Annotated in this window: 20 protein-coding genes; 9 read left to right on the top strand and 11 right to left on the bottom strand. The window is 46.1% G+C overall.

Annotation, left to right across the window (positions count from 1 at the left end; translation table 11 throughout):
- Window positions 1-49: 49 nt before the first annotated feature.
- Window positions 50-1183: a site-specific DNA-methyltransferase gene (locus H3S82_RS04840; protein WP_077973476.1), complete on the bottom strand. Its 1134-nt coding sequence runs from the start codon at window positions 1181-1183 to the stop codon at window positions 50-52.
- Window positions 1184-1548: 365 nt separating this feature from the next.
- Between H3S82_RS04840 and H3S82_RS04835 the strand changes: the two genes are divergently transcribed.
- Window positions 1549-2241 (top strand): HAD family phosphatase, encoded by a 693-nt coding sequence (locus H3S82_RS04835; RefSeq protein WP_077970809.1) that lies wholly within the window; start codon window positions 1549-1551, stop codon window positions 2239-2241.
- A gap of 288 nt (window positions 2242-2529) precedes the next feature.
- On the opposite strand, the gene H3S82_RS04830 is transcribed toward H3S82_RS04835, so the two are convergent.
- Window positions 2530-3075, bottom strand: coding sequence for a hypothetical protein (locus H3S82_RS04830; protein WP_198232225.1), 546 nt, complete (start codon window positions 3073-3075; stop codon window positions 2530-2532).
- A gap of 189 nt (window positions 3076-3264) precedes the next feature.
- Between H3S82_RS04830 and thrC the strand changes: the two genes are divergently transcribed.
- From thrC to H3S82_RS04810, 4 genes are all read left to right on the top strand, one after another.
- Window positions 3265-4662, top strand: coding sequence for a threonine synthase (thrC, locus tag H3S82_RS04825; protein ID WP_198232224.1), 1398 nt, complete (start codon window positions 3265-3267; stop codon window positions 4660-4662).
- Window positions 4663-4742: 80 nt separating this feature from the next.
- Window positions 4743-6029: a pitrilysin family protein gene (locus tag H3S82_RS04820; protein ID WP_198232223.1), complete on the top strand. Its 1287-nt coding sequence runs from the start codon at window positions 4743-4745 to the stop codon at window positions 6027-6029.
- A 23-nt stretch (window positions 6030-6052) separates the two neighbouring features.
- A complete protein-coding gene (locus tag H3S82_RS04815; protein WP_078039242.1) occupies window positions 6053-6667 on the top strand; it encodes a GNAT family N-acetyltransferase in 615 nt (204 codons plus the stop codon).
- 12 nt (window positions 6668-6679) lie between these two features.
- Window positions 6680-9562, top strand: a complete 2883-nt coding sequence (locus H3S82_RS04810; RefSeq protein ID WP_370541220.1) for an EAL domain-containing protein — start codon at window positions 6680-6682, stop codon at window positions 9560-9562.
- Between the two features lie 251 nt (window positions 9563-9813).
- Here the strand turns inward: H3S82_RS04810 and H3S82_RS04805 are convergent, their stop codons facing one another.
- Window positions 9814-10398: a YqgE/AlgH family protein gene (locus H3S82_RS04805; RefSeq protein WP_077970800.1), complete on the bottom strand. Its 585-nt coding sequence runs from the start codon at window positions 10396-10398 to the stop codon at window positions 9814-9816.
- Between the two features lie 117 nt (window positions 10399-10515).
- Here H3S82_RS04805 and H3S82_RS04800 point away from each other — a divergent pair, with 117 nt between their 5' ends.
- Window positions 10516-11325 (top strand): protein-disulfide reductase DsbD domain-containing protein, encoded by an 810-nt coding sequence (locus H3S82_RS04800; protein ID WP_198237180.1) that lies wholly within the window; start codon window positions 10516-10518, stop codon window positions 11323-11325.
- 7 nt (window positions 11326-11332) lie between these two features.
- Here the strand turns inward: H3S82_RS04800 and rnhA are convergent, their stop codons facing one another.
- From rnhA to H3S82_RS04770, 6 genes are all read right to left on the bottom strand, one after another.
- Window positions 11333-11767 (bottom strand): ribonuclease HI, encoded by a 435-nt coding sequence (gene rnhA, locus H3S82_RS04795; RefSeq protein ID WP_198232220.1) that lies wholly within the window; start codon window positions 11765-11767, stop codon window positions 11333-11335.
- 15 nt (window positions 11768-11782) lie between these two features.
- Complete coding sequence (gene thrB, locus H3S82_RS04790; RefSeq protein ID WP_198232219.1) at window positions 11783-12742, bottom strand: homoserine kinase; 960 nt, start codon at window positions 12740-12742, stop codon at window positions 11783-11785.
- A 33-nt stretch (window positions 12743-12775) separates the two neighbouring features.
- Window positions 12776-13795, bottom strand: a complete 1020-nt coding sequence (ispH, locus tag H3S82_RS04785) for a 4-hydroxy-3-methylbut-2-enyl diphosphate reductase (protein ID WP_077970792.1) — start codon at window positions 13793-13795, stop codon at window positions 12776-12778.
- 43 nt (window positions 13796-13838) lie between these two features.
- The gene (locus H3S82_RS04780) at window positions 13839-13985 is read right to left on the bottom strand and encodes a hypothetical protein (protein ID WP_188317764.1); all 147 of its coding nucleotides are present in this window, start codon (window positions 13983-13985) and stop codon (window positions 13839-13841) included.
- A 2-nt stretch (window positions 13986-13987) separates the two neighbouring features.
- Entirely contained in the window at window positions 13988-14932 is a 945-nt protein-coding gene (locus tag H3S82_RS04775) for a heme o synthase (RefSeq protein WP_198232218.1), read from the bottom strand.
- Window positions 14933-15453: 521 nt separating this feature from the next.
- The gene (locus H3S82_RS04770; protein ID WP_198232217.1) at window positions 15454-16947 is read right to left on the bottom strand and encodes a cbb3-type cytochrome c oxidase subunit I; all 1494 of its coding nucleotides are present in this window, start codon (window positions 16945-16947) and stop codon (window positions 15454-15456) included.
- Window positions 16948-17283: 336 nt separating this feature from the next.
- On the opposite strand from H3S82_RS04770, the gene H3S82_RS04765 reads away from it, so the two are divergent.
- The 3 genes from H3S82_RS04765 (at window position 17284) to H3S82_RS04755 (ending at window position 21054) form a co-directional block, all read left to right on the top strand.
- Complete coding sequence (locus H3S82_RS04765; RefSeq protein ID WP_246741776.1) at window positions 17284-17775, top strand: invasion associated locus B family protein; 492 nt, start codon at window positions 17284-17286, stop codon at window positions 17773-17775.
- Between the two features lie 123 nt (window positions 17776-17898).
- Window positions 17899-19311 carry a metalloprotease TldD gene (tldD, locus tag H3S82_RS04760; RefSeq protein WP_198225106.1) on the top strand — a complete coding sequence of 471 codons (1413 nt, stop codon included), beginning with the start codon at window positions 17899-17901 and terminating at the stop codon, window positions 19309-19311.
- Window positions 19312-19830: 519 nt separating this feature from the next.
- Window positions 19831-21054 carry a YeeE/YedE family protein gene (locus H3S82_RS04755; RefSeq protein ID WP_198232216.1) on the top strand — a complete coding sequence of 408 codons (1224 nt, stop codon included), beginning with the start codon at window positions 19831-19833 and terminating at the stop codon, window positions 21052-21054.
- Window positions 21055-21076: 22 nt separating this feature from the next.
- Here the strand turns inward: H3S82_RS04755 and H3S82_RS04750 are convergent, their stop codons facing one another.
- Both H3S82_RS04750 and H3S82_RS04745 read right to left on the bottom strand, forming a co-directional pair.
- The gene (locus H3S82_RS04750; protein ID WP_198232215.1) at window positions 21077-22330 is read right to left on the bottom strand and encodes a class I SAM-dependent RNA methyltransferase; all 1254 of its coding nucleotides are present in this window, start codon (window positions 22328-22330) and stop codon (window positions 21077-21079) included.
- Window positions 22323-23072, bottom strand: a complete 750-nt coding sequence (locus tag H3S82_RS04745) for a TlyA family RNA methyltransferase (RefSeq protein WP_198232214.1) — start codon at window positions 23070-23072, stop codon at window positions 22323-22325. The genes H3S82_RS04750 and H3S82_RS04745 overlap by 8 nt, the downstream gene beginning before the upstream one ends.

Here is a 23072-nt window from a genome sequence, read left to right as displayed (position 1 = left end):
CGCCTTTTGTGTAAGACCGGAGACTGGAGGTTATCCGGCCATTCGAAGTTTAAACGCCATGTTTGGCCATTTGTTCCCGAATAGTTAAACGTAATTCGTCTATCAAAACGAGCTGACCATTTTTTTCAAAATACCAGAACGTCCACCCATTGCAGCTTGCGCTTTTCTGCACCTTTCGTCCCATCATATGGATCGAACCTGCTTCGCCATCAACCACGACAGTTCCATCTGCACGGACAATGGCAGTATGCTCACGTTTTTTGTCATAAAGAACGCTGCCCGGTTTCAATAATCCTGCTTCAAGAAGGCTCACAAAGGCGACACGCGGTTCCGACCGTTTTCCCGAGATCATTGCAAGTTCAGGCTTTTCTAACGGTTCGACCGCAGCAATTCTTTCCAAAGCCGCATCAATATAGGATTGTTCACGCTCGATACCCACAAAATCGCGGCCAAGGCGCCTTGCAACCGCGCCGGTCGTGCCCGACCCGAAAAACGGATCCAGAATAACGTCGCCCGGTTTTGTCGACGACATGATGATACGGGAAAGCAAAGCTTCCGGTTTCTGTGTAGGATGAATTTTATGGCCGTTTTCGTCCTTCAAGCGTTCAGCTCCGGTACAGATCGGAAAGAGCCAATCAGAACGCATCTGCACGTCATCATTGGCTGCTTTCATCGCTTCGTAATTGAAGGTGTATTTTTTTGCATTCTGGTCGCGCGATGCCCAGATCAATGTTTCATGCGCATTCTGAAACCGGCGTCCTCTGAAGTTCGGCATCGGGTTGGTCTTACGCCAGATAATATCGTTGAGCATCCAGAAACCGAGATCTTGCAAGGCTGTACCAACGCGAAAAATATTATGATAGGAGCCAATCACCCAGATTGTGCCATTCGGCTTCAATACTCTGCGGCAGGCAAGAAGCCATGCACGGGTGAAAGCATCATAGGCTGCAAAGCTCTCGAACTGGTCCCAATCATCATCCACAGCATCCACCAATGATTGATCGGGACGATGAAGTGTATTTGCAAGTTGTAGATTATAGGGAGGATCGGCAAAAATTACATCAACCGATTGACTGGGCAATTTATTGAGCGCTGCGACGCAGTCACCCTTTAAAATCTGGTTACGCCATACTTCTTCAGGAGAAGACTGAACGAGATCTTTTACAAGACGGACAACACTCATAGGATACTCGGCTACAAATACTCGAAACACATAAACTTCCGTGACCAAACGAATCACGGTTTCAACAAGCATAAATTGGCGAAATAGGGTAAATATCGGGTTAAAGACCTCAGGTTTTAAAAACGGTTATTGTCACAATATAAAATTTTACAAAGAGCGGACCGGAATTCGAGCCACACATCCGGAAAGACAACTGGTAAACTCAAAACTTTTATCAATCGAATTACCAAAACCAGAATTTTTCAAAGCTGATAAGCCGGAAAAACAAAATAGAAATCGACGCTAATTTTTCAGCTATTGCCAATGCCCGACCGAAACGTCTAAAAGATCGGAACTTGTTATGACACATTACGGGATAAAAGCTGATGCCGCAGATAGATCTTGTTATTTTTGATTGTGATGGAGTCCTTGTTGATTCGGAATATCTGGCGGCCCAGATTGAATCGCAATTATTGGCAGAAGCAGGCGTTGAAATAACACCGGAGGAAATATCGGAACGTTATGCAGGGCTTATTTTTCTCGATATCCTCAAAGAAATTGAAAAACATTCGGATGTTCCCCTGTCCGTCGGTCTGATTGAACAGGTTCCCGAACTTTTCAAAAAGCGCATGCAAGATGAATTACTCGGCATTGATGGTGCACGAGAGGCTGTCGAAGCTGTTGCCAAACTCTATCCTTATTGTATCTGCTCGAATTCGCGATCAGAAGACATTAAGCGCATGCTTACTATTACCGGTCTCTACGATCTTTTTGAAAACAAGATTTTTTCTGCACCCGAAGTTGGAACGAAAAAGGTAAAGCCGGCTCCCGATGTCTATCTTTATGCGGCAAAAAAAATGCACGCAAAGCCCGAAAATACAATTGTTATCGAAGATTCGGTTCATGGCGTTCGTGGTGCCGTCAAAGCCGGAATGCGTGTTGTGGGCTTTACCGGCGGCTCCCACGCCTATCACGGCCTTGCCGATGTTTTAACCGAAGCGGGAGCTGAAACAGTCATTGCACATCACGTGGATCTACCGGCCGTACTCAAAGCTTTGTCCGAGTGGAAAGATATATGAGCTACCGCCTTTGACGGCCACAATGGCTAAGCCGGAATGGTTCTTTTACAATATCCGAAATCAGCATTTTGAACTTGCCAATATGACGATTTCTGAAAGTGCCATTTCATCTATCAGGAAATCTTTCGCCGCTTAAAAGATAATCCGGTCAAAAAAGTTTAAACGCGAAAAAGCTCAAAAAAACACCGGAAGCGTTATAGTCTTCCGGCGTTTTGTAACTTAGGGCGTTTTATAAGGTGCAAGGAAGTTCCGTTTTGCCGGAACCTTCCCCGCATTTCTTGCAAGCAATTATTTTTTCTGATCTCTGTCATATCCGACAAAAATCCGGATATTTTTCGCTGTCGGTTTTGGAAATGAAATTTGATCATCCGAAAAGATGAATTGTGTCGCATCAACCCCGTTGCTGATTTCAACAGGATAGTTACGCAATTTCGAATAGATTACAGAATCGCCTTGCATTACTGTGACCCGGATCGGGAGTGACACGGTGCCTTTTTTAAACATCGGGCCAGGCACCACCCGTCCCGAGGCTGCAACTGTCATAGATAAGGTTGTGTCCGAGGTGTTACATGTTCTGGTCACGTCTCTTATAGCAGCCTGATACATGACTTTATTGGCGTCCCCCTCCCCGCCACGTTCATAAACATCATAAAACGCCGTATTGTCGCGCATGAGAACGATAGGGCAATAGGCGCGCAATTGTGCTTCTGTAATTTTTGGCTCGGGCGGCACATTGTCAACTTTCTTATGGATAAAGCATCCCGAAAGAAGTGACGAAGCAGCAATAATAAGGCCAAAGCCGAATGAAAAACGATAAATCGAATTTTTATCCATGAAGTGGACTTTCCTCAACTAGTAAACCTGGTCTATATCAGCGTTTGAAAAGAGTGATTTGTTGTTGTCTCGCTTTTTATATATTTTGGCAAGTCTGGTAAAATAGAGGACGTTTTCAGTCCCGTAAAGGTTGTAAAATAATGCGAAGGCAAACATTTTACGTTTGTTGATAAGCCGAGGAGTATGTGAATGAAATATATCAGCACGAGAGCCAATGCGCCGGTACTCGGCTTTTCCGATACAGTTATGACCGGTCTCGCGCGTGACGGCGGGCTTTATTTGCCTGAAACTTATCCGCATTTTTCACCGTCTTCGTTAAAAGCTTTGCGGGGGAAATCCTATGCAACAATTGCCAAGACCCTTCTTTGGCCATTTGTAGAAGGAGATATCGAGCGCAACGATTTCGATGCTATGGTTGACGAAGCCTATCAGACATTCCGTCATCCTGCAGTTTGTCCCCTTGTCCAGACCAATACAAATGAATTCATACTGGAACTCTTTCATGGCCGCACCTTGGCATTCAAAGATGTTGCAATGCAATTGCTTGGCCGATTGATGGATCATATACTAAACCGGCAGAACAAGCGGGCAACAATTATCGGTGCAACATCGGGTGATACCGGCGGAGCTGCAATTGAAGCCTTTGCCGGACGCGAGCGCTGCGATATTTTTATTCTTTTTCCGAAAGGTCATGTATCGCCGGTGCAACAACGCCAGATGACAACCAATAAAAATGCCAATGTCCATGCACTGGCTATTGAAGGGAACTTCGATGATTGTCAGGCATTGGTAAAAGCAATGTTCAACGACCATGCCTTCCGCGATAAAACGGCTCTTTCCGGCGTCAATTCGATCAATTGGGCGCGCATCATGGCGCAAATTGTCTATTACTTTACTTCGGCAATTTCACTCGGTGCTCCTGACAGAGCAATTTCTTTTACTGTTCCTACCGGTAATTTCGGTGATATTTTTGCAGCCTTTGTTGCTTCCCGTATGGGGCTTCCCATTGCCCACCTCGTCATTGCAACAAACGACAATGATATTCTGGTGCGTACACTTGCAACGGGGGTCTACAAAATCCACTCGTTGAAACATACCACCTCTCCATCGATGGATATTCAGGTTTCCTCCAATTTCGAACGGTTGTTATTCGAAGCTTCGGGGCGCGATGCTGTATTAATCCGCAATGCGATGGAAAGTTTGAAACAGTCCGGTGAATTCCGGATCGAGCAAAGTGCGCTTGAAAAAATACGCACCCTCTTTTCGGCTGGTCGCTCCACTGAAACAGAAACCGCCCATATGATCGACCAGCTTTATAAGGAAAGTCATTATCTTGCCGACCCGCATACAGCTATAGCTATCAAAGTTGCGCGTGAACATTTGGAAGAGACCATTCCTATGGTGGTTCTTTCTACCGCTCATCCGGCAAAATTTCCCGATGCCGTTAAAGCTTCGTGCGGCATAACGCCGAAACTTCCTCATTGGCTCGACGGACTGATGGAAAGACCCGAGCACTATGAAACACTCAAGAATGATGAAAAAATAGTGAAAGATTATATTGGCAGCAAGTCACGCGCCTGCCATTAACCCTGTTCATTTTTTCTAAAAGACAGACAACGCATAATGTGGTTTTTTATTGAAGTTTTGAATGAAGGAGTTTCACACGTATGTGTGTAGAAATCAGCCGAATTGGCAATGGTTTGACAATCGTCACGCATACCATGCCCCAGATCGAGAGTGTTGCACTCGGCATCTGGGTAAAATCCGGCTCTCGTAACGAAACATATGATGAGCATGGCGTTGCCCATATGCTCGAACATATGGCCTTCAAAGGCACTGCAAATCGCTCTGCCTATGAAATTGCTGCCGAGATCGAGGATGTAGGCGGAGAAATCAATGCGGCAACAAGCGTTGAAACCACAGCATATTATGCACGTGTCCTGAAAAATGACGTACCCCTTGCTGTTGATATTCTTGCCGACATTATCACTTCACCGAAATTCGACGAAGGTGAGCTCGAACGCGAAAAACAGGTTGTTTTGCAAGAAATCGGTGCTGCAAATGACATGCCCGAAGATATTGTGTTCGACCATTTTACCGAAACAGCATTCCGCCATCAAACAATAGGCAGACCGATTCTCGGTACGGCCCAGTCCGTTCGTGCATTGACCTCCGATAATTTGCGGAATTTTATGAACGAGCATTATAGCGCCGACAGAATGATTTTTGTGGCAACAGGCGCCGTTGACCATCAGGCATTTGTAAAAGAAGTTGAAAAACGACTAGGCAATTATCGTGCCCATTCACCGGCTCCCCTTGCCGATCTTGCCAATTATGTTGGCGGTGATTTCCGTGAATATCGCAATCTCAAAGATGCGCAGGTGCTTTTGGGATTTGAAGGGCGTGCCTATCATATTCGCGATTATTACGCTTCCCAAATTCTATCCATCATTCTTGGTGGCGGGATGTCTTCACGTTTATTTCAGGAAGTGCGTGAAAAACGTGGGCTTTGTTATTCAATTTACGCTTTTCATTGGGGATTTTCGGATATAGGCCTATTCGGCGTTCATGCCGCTTCAAGTGAAGACGGCCTTAGCGACCTTATCCCCGTTATTCTGGACCAGCTTTATAAGGTCAGCGAAAAGATAGACCAGAAAGAACTTGATCGTGCACGAGAACAATATCGTGCCGGTCTCATTATGTCGCAAGAAAGTCCGTCAAGCCGGGCCGAAACGATTGCAAGGCAAATGTTGCTTTATGGTCGTCCTATTCCGGCATCCGAGACATTGGAGCGTCTGTCACTTTTGACTGTTGACAGATTGACCGATTTGGCTGAACGCTTATTTATTGATTCAAAACCGACATTGGCAGCAGTGGGGGCAATCGGGCCAATTATGAGTTATGGTGATCTTGTCGCGGCTCTATCCTCGGGAGCCGGACGGCGTCCTTATTAAGGTTCGGCCAGAAAGGCAATGGCATGTTCAAAATGCCCTTCCGGCGACAGCCGCATAGACAACAGGAAAAAATCCACCTTCCGAATTTGAAGGCGGAACATATCTATCTGCGTTTTCCTATGCTCGATGATTATCAGGAATGGGCAACTTTGAGAACCGAAAGCCGTGCGTTTCTGGAACCGTGGGAACCACTTTGGCCGGCTGATGCCCATACGCTTATCCGTTATAAATCTCATCTCGACCGTTATATTGAAGGTCGCAAAAATGGCCAATTTTTTGTATTTTTCGTGTTTTTAAACGAAACAAACCATCTTATCGGCGGAATAAGCCTCGGAAACATTCGACGTGGGGTCGTACAATCAGGCGAAATCGGTTACTGGTGCGGAGAGAAATATTCGGGCCACGGTTTTATGCATGAAAGTTTGGAACTGATGATTGATTTTTCTTTTCAACAGCTCAAATTACATCGTCTGCAAGCTGCCTCTGTTCCGACAAATATACGTTCCATTGCTTTATTGGAGAAATGTGGTTTCGTCAGAGAGGGGCTGATGCGGGCTTATGTTAAAATTCACGGTGAATGGCAGGATCATTACCTCTATTCTTTGCTGGAAACCGAAAGACCAATAAAATCAATTTGAAAGTGAGGCGTTGTGAAGATTATAGGCAAGACCGTATCTATTTTTATATTCTGGACACTGGGGATGATCGCCCTGTTGTGCCAGTCGGCATTGTCTGTTGAGCCCGTCAAAATATCTTCGCAAGATACGGCACTTGATTTATCCCGCGCTGTCGAAATCCACCACATCAAGGGAAACACTTTTCAAACATCAACGGCGGCCGGACCGGATGGTATTGTTCGGCGTATCGAAATGCAGGGTAATGGCGACCACGCAGAAAGTGACTGGGCGGTTTTTGCCATAGCCAACCCAACCGATGACCAGATTGACCGCCTCATTGTTACACCGCATTATCGGATGGCAGGATCCGGCCTGTTATGGCCCGATCTTGGTTCGGTGCGTATACAATCCATCACCCCGTCTGAAGGTTTTGCTCTTGATAGGCAATCCAGTCCTGATTCGGATGTTTTTAGAATTACCATCAATCCGGGGGCGGTTGTCACACTTGTTGCCGAACTCGGTTCATCAAAACTGCCACAAGTCTATCTGTGGGAACCGGAAGCGTATAAGGATACAATTAACTCTTATACGCTCTACCATGGTATATTGCTTGGCATCTCCGGACTTCTCGCCCTCCTCTTGAGTGTTCTTTTTGTGGTGCGGGGAACCGGCCTTTTTCCGGCAACAGCAGCAGTCGCCTGGGCAGTGCTTGCCTATATCGGCATCGATTTCAATTTTCTGAACAAATTATTCGTTATCTCGGCGCAAACCGAACCGATGTGGCGCGCGGCAACGGAAGTGGCACTGGCTGCATCTCTCTTTATCTTCCTCTTTACCTATCTCCACTTAAACCGCTGGCATTACCATTTCAGCTATGGTGCGGCGGCCTGGATAATCGCTTTATGCGCACTCGGAGCTTTCGCGGTCTATGACCCGACAAGAGCAGCAGGCATTGCCCGACTTTCCTTCGGACTGACCGCCCTACTCGGTATCGTTCTCATTGGCTATCTTTCTATCCGCGGCTACGACCGTGCCATTATGTTGATACCGACATGGCTTCTCATTATCTTTTGGCTTTGCGGAGCTTATGTGTGTGTAACCGGCAAGCTTGATAATGATATTGTTCAACCTGCACTTGCCGGCGGACTGGTTCTCATCGTTCTTCTTATTGCCTTTACGGTTATGCAACATGCGTTTTCTGGCGGCGCGTTCCATCAAGGCATATTTTCCGATCTTGAAAGGCAGGCTCTTGCGGTTATGGGAGCTGGCGACATTGTCTGGGATTGGGATGTGAGACGTGACCGTGTGGTCATCAATCCCGATCTTTCGATTTATCTCGGTTCCACTGCGGGTGAATTGAATGGAACAATCCGCAATTGGGTTGAAGCTTTGCACAGCGACGATCGGGATCGCTTTCGTGCGATACTCGATATGATTCTCGATACCCGCAAAGGCCGGATTGACCAAACATTGCGTTTGCGTTCCGGCGACGGACACTATTATTGGTTTGCATTAAGAGCCAGACCAGTCATCGGTTCTGACGGAGAAATTGTGCGGGTGGTGGGAACACTTGTCAATGTTACCGATCACAAGAAAGCGGAAGAAAGATTATTGCAAGACTCTGTCCATGATAATTTGACGGGCTTGCCCAATCAGCAGCTTTTCCTTGATCATCTGCAAACTTTTGTCAATCTCGCTGTTGCAGGTCGGCCGATCAGACCGACTGTATTTGTTATCGATTTTGACGGTTTTCGTAATATAAATTATCAGTTCGGCATGTCGGTCGGTGACACATTCCTGCTGACAATTGCGCGCCGTCTGGGGCGCCTGATTACACCCGAAGATACACTTTCGCGCCTCTCGACAGATCGTTTTGCAATCGTCCTCACAAGCCAGACCGATCCTGCCAAAATTGCAGCATTCGCCGACCAATTGCAAAGAACAGTTGCTGCTCCCATTATTTTTTCGGAACGCGAAGTCAAATTATCCGCATCTATCGGCCTCATCACATGGACCGAAGGCAATTCGAATGCCGAAGACATGTTGAGTGATGCAGAACTCGCGATGATTCACGCCAAAAAAGCCGGTGGCAATAAAATAGAACCCTTCCGTCCCAATTTCCGCACTTTGGGGCTTGAGCGTAACAGCATGGGCAATGATATTCGTTATGCGCTTCAACGCAACGAAATCAAAGTGCTTTATCATCCGGTTCTTGACCTCAATGACGGACAAATTGTCGGTTTTGAAGCGTTGTTGGAATGGCACCACCCCCGCCATGGCAACTTGTCGGCTGTCGATTTCATTCACACGGCTGAAAGTGAGCAAGTCGTCATGCCGCTTGCGAAATTTGCTATGTCAACTGTTGTTGAAGATCTCGCTCATATTCAGGACCGTTTTCCGAAACAATCCTTCTTTATTTCAGTCAATATACCGAGCGCAGAGATGGTTCATCAGGAATTGATCAATGAATTGAAAGCAATTTTGATGCGCAATCCTGTCAACAAGGGACGCTTGATGATGGAAATGTCGGAATCTATTCTGATAGAAAATCCGGAGCAATCATCCAATCTTCTTGAAAAGATCAAAGCTCTCGGCATCGGACTTGCACTCGACAATTTCGGTACCGGTTATTCTTCTCTCGCTTTTCTCTTACGTTACCCCTTCGATATGATAAAACTCGATCGTTCGCTTCTTGAAGTCGATAGTTCGAAGAAACGTCTGGTGTTGAAATCCATCATTACAATGGCCCATGATCTCGAGCTGAAAGTGATCGCCGAGGGGGTCGAAAAGGAAAACGAAGCCGTTATGTTGCGTGAAGAAGGCTGCGAATTTGTTCAAAGCAATGTATTTACCGAACCTGTGGGCGTTGAAGAGCTTATCACGCTGGTCACGAAACATCCGAAAGCCGGAATTTAAAGCTTGAATTATTGAAATACATGTTCACCATCATCTGGCCGGTCTGCCACAGCAAAAGGATAAAAAGCCGGTCAGCTTATCAGGATAGAGTGAGGTTATCGGGAGAGTATAATCGGCACAAAAAAATCAAATCCTATGGAGTGCCTCTCCGATTTCCTTAAAAATAAAGTGTTTTTCAATTTTTTCTAAAAACTCGCTAAAACGGGCTTCTTCGCAATAAAAAGATTTTCGCGTCAGCGACCCGTCTTTTTTCAAGCATGTCCTGCCTGTCCGACGAGAAATGTCGGGTCAATACCCATCTTCTTCAGGCTTTTTTCATATTGATGATCGAAATCCTGAGCAAACAGGAAATCGGCATCGACCGGGCTTGTCAGCCAGCCATTGGCAGCAATTTCCGCTTCGAGTTGACCACCTGCCCAGCCGGCATATCCGAGTGCAATAATTGCGCGTTCCGGCCCTTTGCCCAAACTCATTGCCTTCAAAACATCCGTTGTCGATGTCAGACAGATATCACGGGTCACAGGAATAGTTGTCCGGCATGCATAATCATCTGTATGAAGGACAAACCCACGTTGACGATCGACAGGTCCGCCATTTCTCACCGGAAATAGTTTTATCGGTTCCGGCAGATGGATAGCCTGAGCAGCATTAATAATGCCAAGTTGTAAAAGAAGATCAGGAAATTTTACGTCCTTACGCCGATTTAACATAATCCCCATAGCGCCCTCGTCAGAGTGCGCACAAATATAGATAACCGCATGGGCAAAACGTTCATCTCCCATACCCGGCATTGCAATAAGCAGATGGCCATTTAAAAAGCCGTCGCGTTTTTTCATTGTGCTAATTTTATCCATAATTTAAAAGTAATCGTACATTGACGAGTTGCAAGAAAAAAGTGAAGTTTTTTGACAAAACTCTTGTATAAATTGTTAGTTGATGACGAGGACGGAGAATTGCGTTTTTTTTTAAAGCTGGTTTGCTTTTTCGTCTTCACCTCGTTTGTATCTTTACCGACATTTGCACAAACAAATTCACCTGTTCAATTGTTAGCCACTCCCTGGCATGAAATTGAAGGCGGGCGGGTGCGTGTTGCGCTGAACAACGGTAAAGGAGGCAAGCATTTTGAAGGAATAATAGAAGTCGATCTCAAACCGGGTTGGAAAACATATTGGCAAAATCCGGGGAGTTCAGGTATGGCGCCAGAATTCGACTTTCAACCATCACTCAATTACCAGATTTTATTTCCTGTTCCTCAGCTCTTTATAGACGGTAATGATTGGTCTATCGGTTATAAAGGCGAGGTAATGCTCCCATTTTATGTTGAAAAAGACACGAAGAATGCAGCATTCAAAGGACAGTTCACGCTGGGCTTATGCAAAGAAATTTGTATTCCGGTCAATATTCCATTCGACTTTTCAGATGCAAGTGACAAAACGCCGCTTCCAGCGTCACTTCTCGCTTGGGCGACAGATAAATTACCGAAAAGCAAGCCTCAAAACCTTGAAATTTCTGCGCGCGAAGATGGACAGTCTATGACCATAACTTTGGAAAATATTGGTGGCGAGACGATAAAGGCAATTTTTCTTGATGGAAACAGGGAAGAAATCGGGCCTGCCGAAATTGTTAAAAAAAGTGCTCATGAAATGATATTTTCCGCGCGTATTATTTCAAGAAATAGCAATGCCCCAATGCCTATCACCTATATCGTTGATGCAGAACCTATAGCCTTTACCGGTACATTGGTTGTTGATAAAAAAAATTGAACAGTATCTAGCGATTTTCATCAACACCCTTACGGGCAAGTTCGTCACAACGTTCGTTTTCGGGGTGGCCTGCATGGCCTTTGACCCAATGCCAGCTTACTTTATGACGCGAACGCGCCTCATCTAATTGCTGCCAAAGCTCGGCATTTTTGACCAGTTTTTTTGCAGATGTTTTCCAATTATTCGCCTTCCAGCTATCTATCCAGCTTGAAATGCCATTCCGCACATAGACAGAATCGGTATAAAGATCCACTTCACAAGGCTCTTTCAATGCATTGAGTGCCTTTATTGCAGCCGTCAATTCCATACGATTGTTCGTGGTATCGGCTTCGCCGCCGTAAAGTTCTTTTGTGACCCCGTTCCAACGCAAGAGCGCTCCCCAACCGCCGGGGCCCGGATTACCGGAACAAGCACCATCAGTGAATATTTCAACCTGTTTCAAAGAAAGATCCGCGATTTAGAGTCCGATTTCAGACGGTTTGATGACATCTCTGAAAAAATTCAATTTCCGCCAATATTCGAGTGGATCCTTTTTTACAACCAGACTATTTGCCGGTGTGTTGAACCAGTCATAAAGGCGGGTGAGGAAAAATCTGATCGCTGCCCCACGGGCGAGAACCAGTATATTGTCAATCTCGTTTTGCTGAAGCGGGCGAACAGCACAATAGGCTTTGAGCATCGCCTCGCTTTTTGTGACATTATACGAATAATCGCGTTCGAAGCACCAAGCATTAAGGGCAATGACAAGATCATAGACAAGCATATCTGTACATGCAAAATAGAAATCTATAATGCCGGACATATGATCGTTCAGAAAGAAAACATTGTCGTTGAAGAGGTCGGCATGGATGACGCCTTGAGGTAGATCATGCGGCCAGTTGCTTTCGAGATAGTCGAGTTCCTTGTCAATTTCCTTGACAATACCCGATGCCAGTTCTTCCGCACGTCCGCGGCTCAAATTCCATAATGGGCGCCAGGCTTCAATCGAAAGGCTATTTTTTCGTTTAAGCGGAAAATCAAGCCCTGCCAGATGCATTTTTGCCATGCCTTTTCCGACTTCCAGACAATGCTCGACATTCGGTTTTCTGAGCCAGACACCTTCGAGAAAGGAAACAATGGTGGCCGGTCTTCCCACGAGTTCGCCAATCATTTTTCCGTCTTTACGTTTGACGGGTTTCGGGCAGGAAATTCCTTTTCCGGCAAGATGATTCATCAGTTCGAGGTAGAATGGCAGTTCCTCTTTCTTGACACGTTTTTCAAAGAGTGTGAGGATAAAACGTCCAGCTTCCGTATGGAGCATAAAATTCGAATTTTCGACACCTTCGGCAATACCTCTATAGGATTGCAGCGCACCAATCGAATAATCATTTAAAAATTCTGTTAATTCGTCTTCATTGATATCTGTATAAACAGCCATTATCCGCCCCTTGCGAGCAAGTTCATGCTTTCGTCACTTGTCTTTATCGGGAATTCCTTTGCCATTGACAAATTCCATATCTTCCGGCGTCAATACGACTTCCCGCAATTCCCTGTTGACCAAAAAGGTTTCATTTTCAACCGCAGTCTCTGCAATTTCTATAGTGACATCAAAACGTTTTCTGAATGCAGCAATGATTTCATCAACAATTATTTCCGGTGCCGATGCACCGGCAGAAAGACTTACAGTATGGACATTATCCAAATGATCAAAATCTATTTCGGCTGCGCGTTGCACGAGTAGGGAACGTTTGGCGCCGAAGCGTTCGGCAACCTCTACCAGACGGCGGGAATTTGACGAATTCGGAGCACCGACAATCAAAAACAGGTCACTGCCGGGAGCGGCTGCCCTCACAGCCTCCTGACGATTGGTCGTTGCATAGCATATCGATTCAGCAGCCGGTGGTTCAATATCGGGAAACCGCCGTTTTAATACAGCGATAATTTCAGCCGTATCTTCCACAGACAAAGTCGTCTGGCTAACAAAACCCAATTTTTGACCGGGCAATGGCTGATAATTTTCGGCATCTTCAACATTTTCAATCAAAGTCACAGTTCCCGGATCAACCTGTCCCATAGTTCCGATGACTTCGGGATGACCGGAATGACCAATCAGAATGACATGACGCCCGTTGCGCTGGTGACGCATAGCCTGTTTATGCACTTTTGAAACCAGCGGACAGGTTGCATCAAGATAAAAAAGATTTTGCAACCGTGCGGTTTCAGGTACCGATTTCGGTACACCATGGGCTGAAAAAATAACCGGTTGGTTATGATGTTCGGCTGGTATTTCATCAAGCTCTTCGACAAAAATTGCACCTCGCGCCTGTAATCCTTCTACAACATAACGATTATGCACAATTTCATGACGCACATAGACCGGCGCACCATATTTTTTCAAAGCGAGAATGACGATCTGTATTGCTCTGTCGACACCGGCACAAAAGCCGCGCGGTCCGCAGAGGCGTATTGTTAATGGTGGTTTCGATATCATAACCTGTCCTTGAGAAGCGCCCTCAACCTAAGGCTTGAAACTTTCAGGCACTCACATGCGCCATTGTGGCTGCATATACAAGAAGAACGAATAGGAAAAGTGCTATAGCCAAACCTTTTGCCCGATGGTGCTGAGCTTTTTTTTGAATTTCTGTAAGTGCAATCTGGTCAAGATGCTTTTGCTCGTCCATTGTCATGCTCCCAAATAGGATATTAGGCGAGTAGCCAGCGATTCTACGAGTAATATAGCAAAGAGAGCCGCGAGATAGATTAGCGAAAAGAAAAACAATTTCTTTGCCTTTGCTACTGTTTGCTCACGTTGTCCGGTTTTCCAAAGCTCGTAAGAATAATAGATAAAAATAACACCTAAAATCGTTGACAAAATTCCATAAGTGATGCCCGCAAAACCTGTGAAATAAGGCGCAATACCGCAAAGAGCCATGAGAATTGCGTAAACCAATATCTGATTTTTGGTCGACCGTTCACCCTTCACATTGGGCATCATAGGGATATGCGCTTCCCCGTAATCAGTGGTGACAAAAAGCGAAAGTGCCCAGAAATGCGGCGGGGTCCACATAAATATGATGAGGAATAATATAACGCTCTCGATACTGATTGTGCCTGTTGCTGCTGCCCATCCGATCATAGGAGGGAACGCACCGGCGGCACCGCCAATAACAATGTTTTGCGGTGTCGAACGTTTAAGCCACATTGTATAAATCACAACATAAAAGAATATTGTAAAGGCAAGGAATGCGGCCGAAAACCAGTTGATGAAAATGCCCATTGTGAATACTGACAAGGCAGAAAGCACAAGCCCGAAAACCAGCACTTCTCCGCCAGTTACCTTGCCAGCAGGTATCGGACGTTTTCTGGTGCGTTTCATGATGGCATCAATGTCGGCATCATACCACATATTCAAAGCACCGGATGCTCCGCCGCCAACAGCAATACATAAAATCGCAACAAAGCCTAAAACCGGATTGATAGGTTCGGGGGCAACCATCATGCCGACAAGAGCTGTAAAGACCACAAGTGACATCACCCGCGGTTTTAACAGAATTATATAGTCATTCGCATCCGCCGGAGAAGCAATCGGCATATGCGGTTGAGGCGATTCTTGCTTTGATATAGACATATATAAACCGTTCTTCTACGCACCTTTTCAGGCTACACTTTGTAAATCAAGTTGCAGACCATCTGTTTTTTAACAGGCAAAACAAACCCATTCTATAGAAACTATATTAGCAAAAAAACCAACCGTAAATTTGTTTATTGATATATGGGCATAATTTTCTTCACGCCGTTATTCACTCGCACCTTTGTGAACCAAGCCGATAAATCACGAAAATACGATAAATTTTCGAGAATTCTTATTTGGAAATCATCATTTCAATGAAATAATTCATTGGTTGACGGAGAGACACTGAACGCGAAAAGCTCTAAAAATATAGTTTTAACGAGCGGCTTTTACCGGCATTTTCCTATTTCGGTTGGAACAGCACTTCAACTAGAATTGCAAGCACCTCGCAACTCTTGAGGAGTGGTGATATCTCATGGGGTACAGTGTTCACTCTTTGCCAAAAGCTACCCTTGTATCGGAATAGCAGCAATTGCCGATATAGTAGACCGTACAAAAAAATTTCGCTAATGATCTCGCTATATTATGATCTCGTTATTTGTAATAACCGGCACTTTTTCCCAGACATCTTTGTTTGGCGGTGACGGCAATTGCCATTCCAATGTCAAAGCCCCCTCGCCCCATGGATTATCTTGTGCTTTCCGTTTCATAATGAAGGTTTCAGCCAAACCAAAAAGAAAAACAGCAACCGAGACGGCGGCGAGAAGTGCACCGAGAGACGATGAAACGCCTAGAGCATTCTGGTTGAAAATAATTCCACCGCTCAGTTGGTTGAGATGTTGAGGCAGGAAAATAGCATTAACGCCGATAAACAATGACCAGAAGTGCACTTGCATTGTGGATTTGCGGCAAATATAGCCCGTCATTTTTGGTAACCAGTAATACCAGCCGGCAAAAATGGCAAAGACTGCACTTAAAGAGAGAATGTAATGGAAATGGGCAACAAAGGCTGACTGGTTCCATTGGTTCGCAGCATTTCCAGTGGCTACAAGTTGCAGCGCTGAAATTTGCCCCATCAGGACGATGAAGACAAAGCCCATTGCCCAGAGCATCGGCGTTTCGAATTCAAACCGGCTTTTTAACAATGTGACCAGCCAGCTCAAGATGATAAACGCTGTTGGCAAAACGACAAAAGGCAGTGCAACCTTGAAATAATGCCCCATGATCTCGGGTTTTTCGAATTGAAAGAGATCGTTCATCCAGAGAACCAGACTGATCGCACCTATAAATATCATCGCCGCAATTACAACATTTTCCATCCACAGACGACGCTTGCTGAAAGTAACCAGTATTTCACTGACAATTCCGAACGCTGGCAATAAAAGAACATAGATTTGCGGATGGCTGAAAAACCACACCATCATCGATAGCTGTCCGACAGTGGTAGAGCCGCTCATTATCAATTCGGTCAAAGCAGCAAGCATTGCCGGCACCGAAATCAGCCCCAGAAAAGAGGATACAAGCACCGACCATACAAATACCGGTAAACGAGAAAGTGTAAGGCCGGGGGCACGCATTGTGATAATTGTCGTAATAAAATTGACAAAACTGATTATGAATGAAATCGAACCGACAAAAACGCTTGCCAACATTAAAAATTTGAAGCGGCTTTCGTCGCCGATAGATAAAAGCGCCATAAAGCCCAAAACAATCGTGAGAGGCAAAAGTAAAAAAGCCAACAAATTTGCGCGGGGAAATGCAACATTATGAGTACCGATCATTAACGGGATAAACCAGTTGGCAAAACCGCCAACCAGAGCAGGCATAACCATAAAGAACACGAGAATCAGCGCGTGGGCGGTGTTCATGAACGATAACAGGACAGGGTCACCGGGAAAAGAAACCGGAAGGAAAGCCAGACTCGTACCGTTTAAAGCCAGACGCAAAACAAACGAAAATATCGCCCCGATAACACCGGCAACGATAGCAAGCACCAGATAGAGCGTGCCAATAGTTCTGCTATCCGGATTTAATATCGAAGAAAAATAACTTCTTTTTACGTGTTCAGACATCAATTTTGCCAAATAATATCAAGCAATCTGTTGATTGCGGAACCTCTTTTTCATTGCTTTAACAACATTTTCTTATCAAAACAATGCGACAAACAGCCCCAAATAGAAACAGCTTTACGACAATTTTGTCAAATTTTCGCGTTTTTGCCATGTTCTCGCCCAAGAATTGAACACTATGTTATTTCAGTTGTGTATGGTTTATAGTCTAGAGCTCTTGGGCACTTTTCACAAAGGCTGAAGCGCGATAACGTCATGATGATTCGAGCAGGAGTTTCCATGTCACTTCGTCAATTCTTCAAACGAGCTTGTGGCGTTGCCGCGTATTCGGTTTCCATAATGGGGCTTTGTCTTGCTTTAGCACAAGCACAAAACCAGCAGGCACCAAACCAGCAGGATGTACCTGCTCCCAAAACTTTTGGAGCATGGACAAAAGTCTGTTCTTTGCCGCCCGGGACACCGAATGTTCAATGTGAAGTTGTACAAAATGTGCGGGCGCAAAACCGGCCGGATATTGCTTTTCGTGTAACGCTTTATAAGCTGCCGAAGAATCAGGGGACACTGATGCGTGTCTTTGTTCCGATCCGAGTTGAACTGCGTCTGGGTGTCGGCATCAAGATTGATAATAAAGACATGGGCAAGATGGAATATCGGCGCTGCCTTGGTGACAATTGTGTGGCAGAAGCATTCCTGAAAGATGACGATCTCAAATCGTTTCTTGAAGGGAAGATGGCAACCTATTTCATATTCACAACACCTGAAGAGGGCGTTGGTGGTATGATTGATCTCAATGGTTTGAAAGACGCCTATAATTCATTACCCAAAGAATAATGAAGCCGATATCATTCAACCGGAACTTTTCCCGGTCAACAAAGCTTGAAGCAGCCTTTATAAACGCGTTTGTTGTTTTTATATAAACAATGCAAATGACAGCTTGATAGACAGGAAAATTATATGAAACCGCTGATCGAACAATTCGACGTTGGAGCCAATGATGTCCAATCAATTGTAAAGGACACGTTGAAAAATGCTGATGACGGAGAACTGTTTCTTGAATATCGGGAAAGTGAATCACTCCTTTTCGACAATGGACGATTGAAAAATGGTTCTTTCGATCAGGATAAAGGCTTCGGCTTACGTGCTGTCGCGGGCGAGGCAACAGGTTACGCCCATTCCGGAGAGCTTACAAAAGCGGCATTAAAAAGAGCTTCTGATGCGGCAAAAGCTGTCACCAACGGTTACCAAGGAAATTACAGTGCAGCGCCACGCGGCACCAATAAAAAGCTTTATGACGAATTAAACCCGCTCTCTAAACCTTCGTTTCAAACTAAAGTTGCCCTCCTCCAAAAGATCGATTCCTATATTCGCAATAAAAATGATGCCGTTCGGCAAGTCTCTGTATCTCTTGCCGGTTCTCTGCAACAGGTCGAGATTTTACGTGCCGATGGAGAGCTTGTGCGCGACGTTCGCCCGCTTGTGCGCCTTGCCGTATCTGTGGTTGCAGGCAAGGGTGACAGACTTGAAAACGGCTTTTATGGCTGTGGCGGTCGTGAAGCTTTCGACCGCTTTATCACCGAAGACAATTGGCAAATGGCAGCCGATGAAGCGCTCCGTATGGCTCTCATAAACCTTGAAGCCGAGCCTGCTCCGGCTGGCACATTCGACGTTGTTCTTGCAAGCGGGTGGCCGGGTGTCATGTTGCATGAAGCTGTCGGCCACGGGCTTGAAGGCGATTTTAACCGCAAAAAGACTTCCGCTTTTTCAGGTCTCATGGGCCAACAGGTTGCTGCAAAAGGTGTAACCGTTATTGATGACGGCTCAATAGCGGGGCGTCGTGGCTCGCTTACCGTTGATGACGAAGGAACACCTTCCGCACGTAATGTTCTAATCGAAGACGGAAAGCTTGTCGGCTATATGCAGGATCGGCTTAATGCACGTTTGATGGGTATGCGCCCGACCGGCAACGGACGGCGTGAATCCTATGCCTGTGCGCCGATGCCCAGAATGACAAATACAATGATGTTAGGCGGCCAATACACACCTGAAGAAGTGCTCGGCTCCTTGAAGGATGGCATTTATGCCGTTTCCTTCGGTGGCGGTCAGGTTGACATCACTTCGGGAAAATTTGTGTTTGAATGTACAGAAGCTTACCGCGTTAAAAACGGTAAAATTGTTGCTCCGATCAAAGGCGCTACGCTTATCGGCAATGGTCCGGAAGCCATGAAACGCATCACAATGATCGGTAATGACCCGAAACTTGACAATGGCATTGGTACATGTGGCAAGAATGGTCAAAGTGTTCCTGTCGGCGTTGGACTTCCGCATTTGCGTATTAATGCAATGACGATTGGTGGCACTGCCGTTTGAACGGCTTGGTGCAAGCTTGTTTCATAACCTATCGCATTTCTGAAATGCTGAACATTTACCCTGCATTCCGGTCGAATGACCAATGCGGGGCATTCAATGATGATGAAATCGGTTAAACCTTTTTAACCGGTCGTGATCGTTATGCTTGAAATCCGGATAGTGCAGAGCAGTTTTTACCGGCAACCTCTTCCGGCGCCGGTCAATAAGAGGAGACACTTATTTTCCACGTCCCCCGAATAAGCTCCCGCATCTATAACTTACAGCTCTATTTGCTCTTCAGATTTCAATTCAAAATAATTTCCTTTTCATATCTAGTGATTGCGATAACATTGCAGATGCCGCCGTACCGATGAAAGAGGCTGGTCTTTTATCTCACAAACAAATTAAGACAGAAAAATTTGATTCCATGACGGAATTATCTTGTTTTTTCTGTAGTTTGCGTTGAAAATGGAGAACAAATTTTGTAGGCAAAATAATGAAATTGCCCCGTGAGGGTTTTCATCATTGAAAGGAATTTCCATGTACACGGTCGTGTCTGGTCAGCCTCAAAAGCTGTCTCATCATTTTACACTTCCAAAAATTATTAGCGCTTTATTCATTGTGCTTGCCGCGATTTGGCTCTCGGCTGCCTATCGTGTTGAGCAAGGGCTTTTGCTTCTCGTCGGTGCAGCCCTTGGAATAACGCTTTACCATGCGTCATTCGGCTTTACGTCGGCCTGGCGCAATTTCATCCTTGAAGGCCGCGGCCGCGGTTTGCGCGTGCAAATGCTGATGCTGGCAATTGCTGTCCTGCTTTTTTTCCCGACTTTAAGCCTCGGTGAAGTTTTTGGCCATCCCGTCAATGGCTCGCTCGCCCCTTTGAGCCTTTCCGTTATCATCGGAGCATTTATGTTCGGAATGGGAATGCAACTTGCCGGTGGCTGCGCTTCGGGTGTGCTATTTACTCTCGGTGGCGGCAATGCGCGTATGCTTCTCGTTCTCGCATTTTTTGTTCTTGGCGGTTTTGTTTCAACGGCACATGCGTCATTCTGGGCAAATATGCCGGCATTACAACCGGTTTCGCTGGTTAAAACCCTTGGCGCACCATTAGGCATTGTTGTTTCACTTGTACTCTTTGCAATTATCGCCGCACTGACAGTCGTCATTGAAAAACGTCGCCACGGCGCACTTGAACAGGAAAAGCCGACAACTCATAAAGGTCTACAACGTTTTTTCCGTGGTCCTTGGCCAATGGTTTGGGGCGGCGTTGCTCTGGCACTCCTTAATTACCTGACACTGGTTATCTCCGGTAAGCCGTGGAGCATTGCCGGCGCCTTTCCGATTTGGGGAGCAAAGATCAGCACCGCTCTTGGTGTCGATGTCGCAAGTTGGCAGTTCTGGCAAAACCCCGGCAACGCCAAAAACTTGAGCTCAAGCATATTTTCCAATGTCACTTCGGTGATGGATTTCGGCATTATCGCCGGTGCAATGTTGGCCGCTGGTCTCGCTGGCCGTTTTGCATTCAAATTCCGTATGCCGATCGGCTCCGCATGTGCTGCCGTTATTGGTGGTCTGCTTCTCGGCTATGGTGCCCGCGTTGGCTTTGGCTGCAATATCGGCGCCTATTTTTCAGGCATTGCGTCAGGCAGCCTGCATGGCTGGCTCTGGGTCGTTGCGGCATTTTTCGGAAACACCGCCGGCGTTTATTTGCGGCCGGTTTTCTATAAAAATCCGCAAACTGCACCACAGATCAAATCGTGCTAGTGATTATAGCTGTTTTACTTCTTTAAAGGCGCCAGCCCGGTTTGGGCTTGCGCTTTTTAAGCAAAGCAACTGCCTCGACATGGGGGGACCATAAAAACTGGTCTATTGGCACGAGCTTTTCAATTGTGTAGCCACCCTCAATCAAAATAGACAAATCACGCGCCATTGTGACCGGATTACAGGAAACCGCAACCACATGCGGAATATTTGTTTTGGCAATTTCGCGCGCTTGTTCTTCGGCACCTGCCCGTGGCGGGTCAAAAACAAGCCCATCAAAAGCTTCCAATTCACGCGGCAAAAGTGGACGACGGAATAAATCCCGCTTTTCATAGGTTACAGTCTTCAGCCCGACCGATTGTCGATAGGCGCGATCAAGGCTTTTCAAAGCGTCATCATCATTTTCAACGGCATGAACTTTCATTTTTTCGGCCATGCGGAATGTAAATGTGCCAGCACCGGAAAAAAGATCGGCCGCATTTTTAGTTTTTTTCAAGCCTTGCATGACAAGCTTGGACATAAACTCTTCTGCTTCTTTGGTCGCTTGTAAAAAACCGCCTGCCGCAAGTTCCACAACGGCCGAACCGAAATGGAGTTCCGGCCTTTCTTTCTCTATGATGATCTCGCCATCCGCCGTCAAACGAATGAAAGATTGCTTCAAGCCCTCTTCTACGAGCCGTTGGCGCAATTTTTCATTATTGATTTTGCAGCCCTCCAATGCAACATCAATTCCGTTTTCAGCCAGTGTCACATTAATCCGTATTTCCTTCGCGTAGTTTGCCAATAAAGCAGCAACCGATCGGATTGCCCCAAGTGCATCAACAAGCTCCGGACGCGAGACGGGACATTCCTCAATGGCCACAACTTCATGGGATTGGTAGCGGTTAAAACCGACAATTTGTCCTTTTGGCGTGACACGGGCAGTTAATATCATACGACGGCGTGTATGGGGCTCACATGGAATAACGGGATCCACATCGGTTGTTATTTTTCTCCCCTCCAATGCTTCGACAACCAGAGACCTTTTCCACATTTGATAGGGTTGATCAGCCCAATGCTGCAAGGCACAACCACCGCAGGCCTCGAAATGTTTGCATTTTGCTTCAACTCTTTCAGGCGAGCGCTTTTTTAAAGCAATGATGGTACCGTGACCATTTTCATCGGCGATATTGGCAACTTCTTGAGGCAGCGCAAAGGGGACATAGACTGCACCATGTTTCGTCTTTGCAACACCATCGCCAGCGACGCCGACATGGTCGATCACGACCTCTTCAATCATTGCTTTTTTCTCCGAAAAGTAAATATTCGCGATTTCCGTCCCCACCTTCAATCGGTGAAGCAATCAGCCCTTTTGCCCGCCAGTTATCCAATCCGTCAAGCCAGTTAAAAAGCTCGTGAGCAACGCTTTCTGCACGGGATGGATCTTTGACAATGCCACCCCGACCTACGCCTTCGCGCCCGATTTCAAATTGTGGTTTGACAAGAAGCACAGCCTGCGCGCCGCTTTCAGCCAAACTTAATGCCGGTGGCAGAGCCAATTTTAGCGATATGAAACTCACATCCGAGACGACGAGTTGAACTTGACGATTTTTCAAGTGGGCTTTCTCAAGGTCACGAGCATTCAACCCCTCGTAAAGGGTGATTGCCGGATGACCGATAAGTGAAGGATGGAGTTGCCCGTGCCCGACATCAACGGCTATGACGTGACTTGCCCCTTTTTCAAGCAAAACCTCGGTAAATCCCCCTGTTGAAGCGCCGATATCAAGCGCGGTTACACCCTCGGTTTTAACCGGAAAATATGAAAGCGCCGCAATAAGTTTCAAAGCGGCACGGGATACATAATGTTGCGCAGGGTCAAAAACCCCGATATCGGCGTTTTCCAAAACAGTTTGCCCTGCTTTTTTCACAACAACGCCGTTGATGGTTACAGTACCTCGGGAAATAGCATCCCTTGCACGTGAGCGTGTTGAAAAGAACTTCTTTTCAACAAGAAGTGTGTCCAATCTCAGCCGTTCCGGCAT

The sequence above is a fragment of the Bartonella sp. M0192 genome, from assembly GCF_016102305.1.
Lineage (GTDB): Bacteria > Pseudomonadota > Alphaproteobacteria > Rhizobiales > Rhizobiaceae > Bartonella > Bartonella apihabitans.
This window is presented reverse-complemented; position numbering and strand designations above follow the sequence as displayed.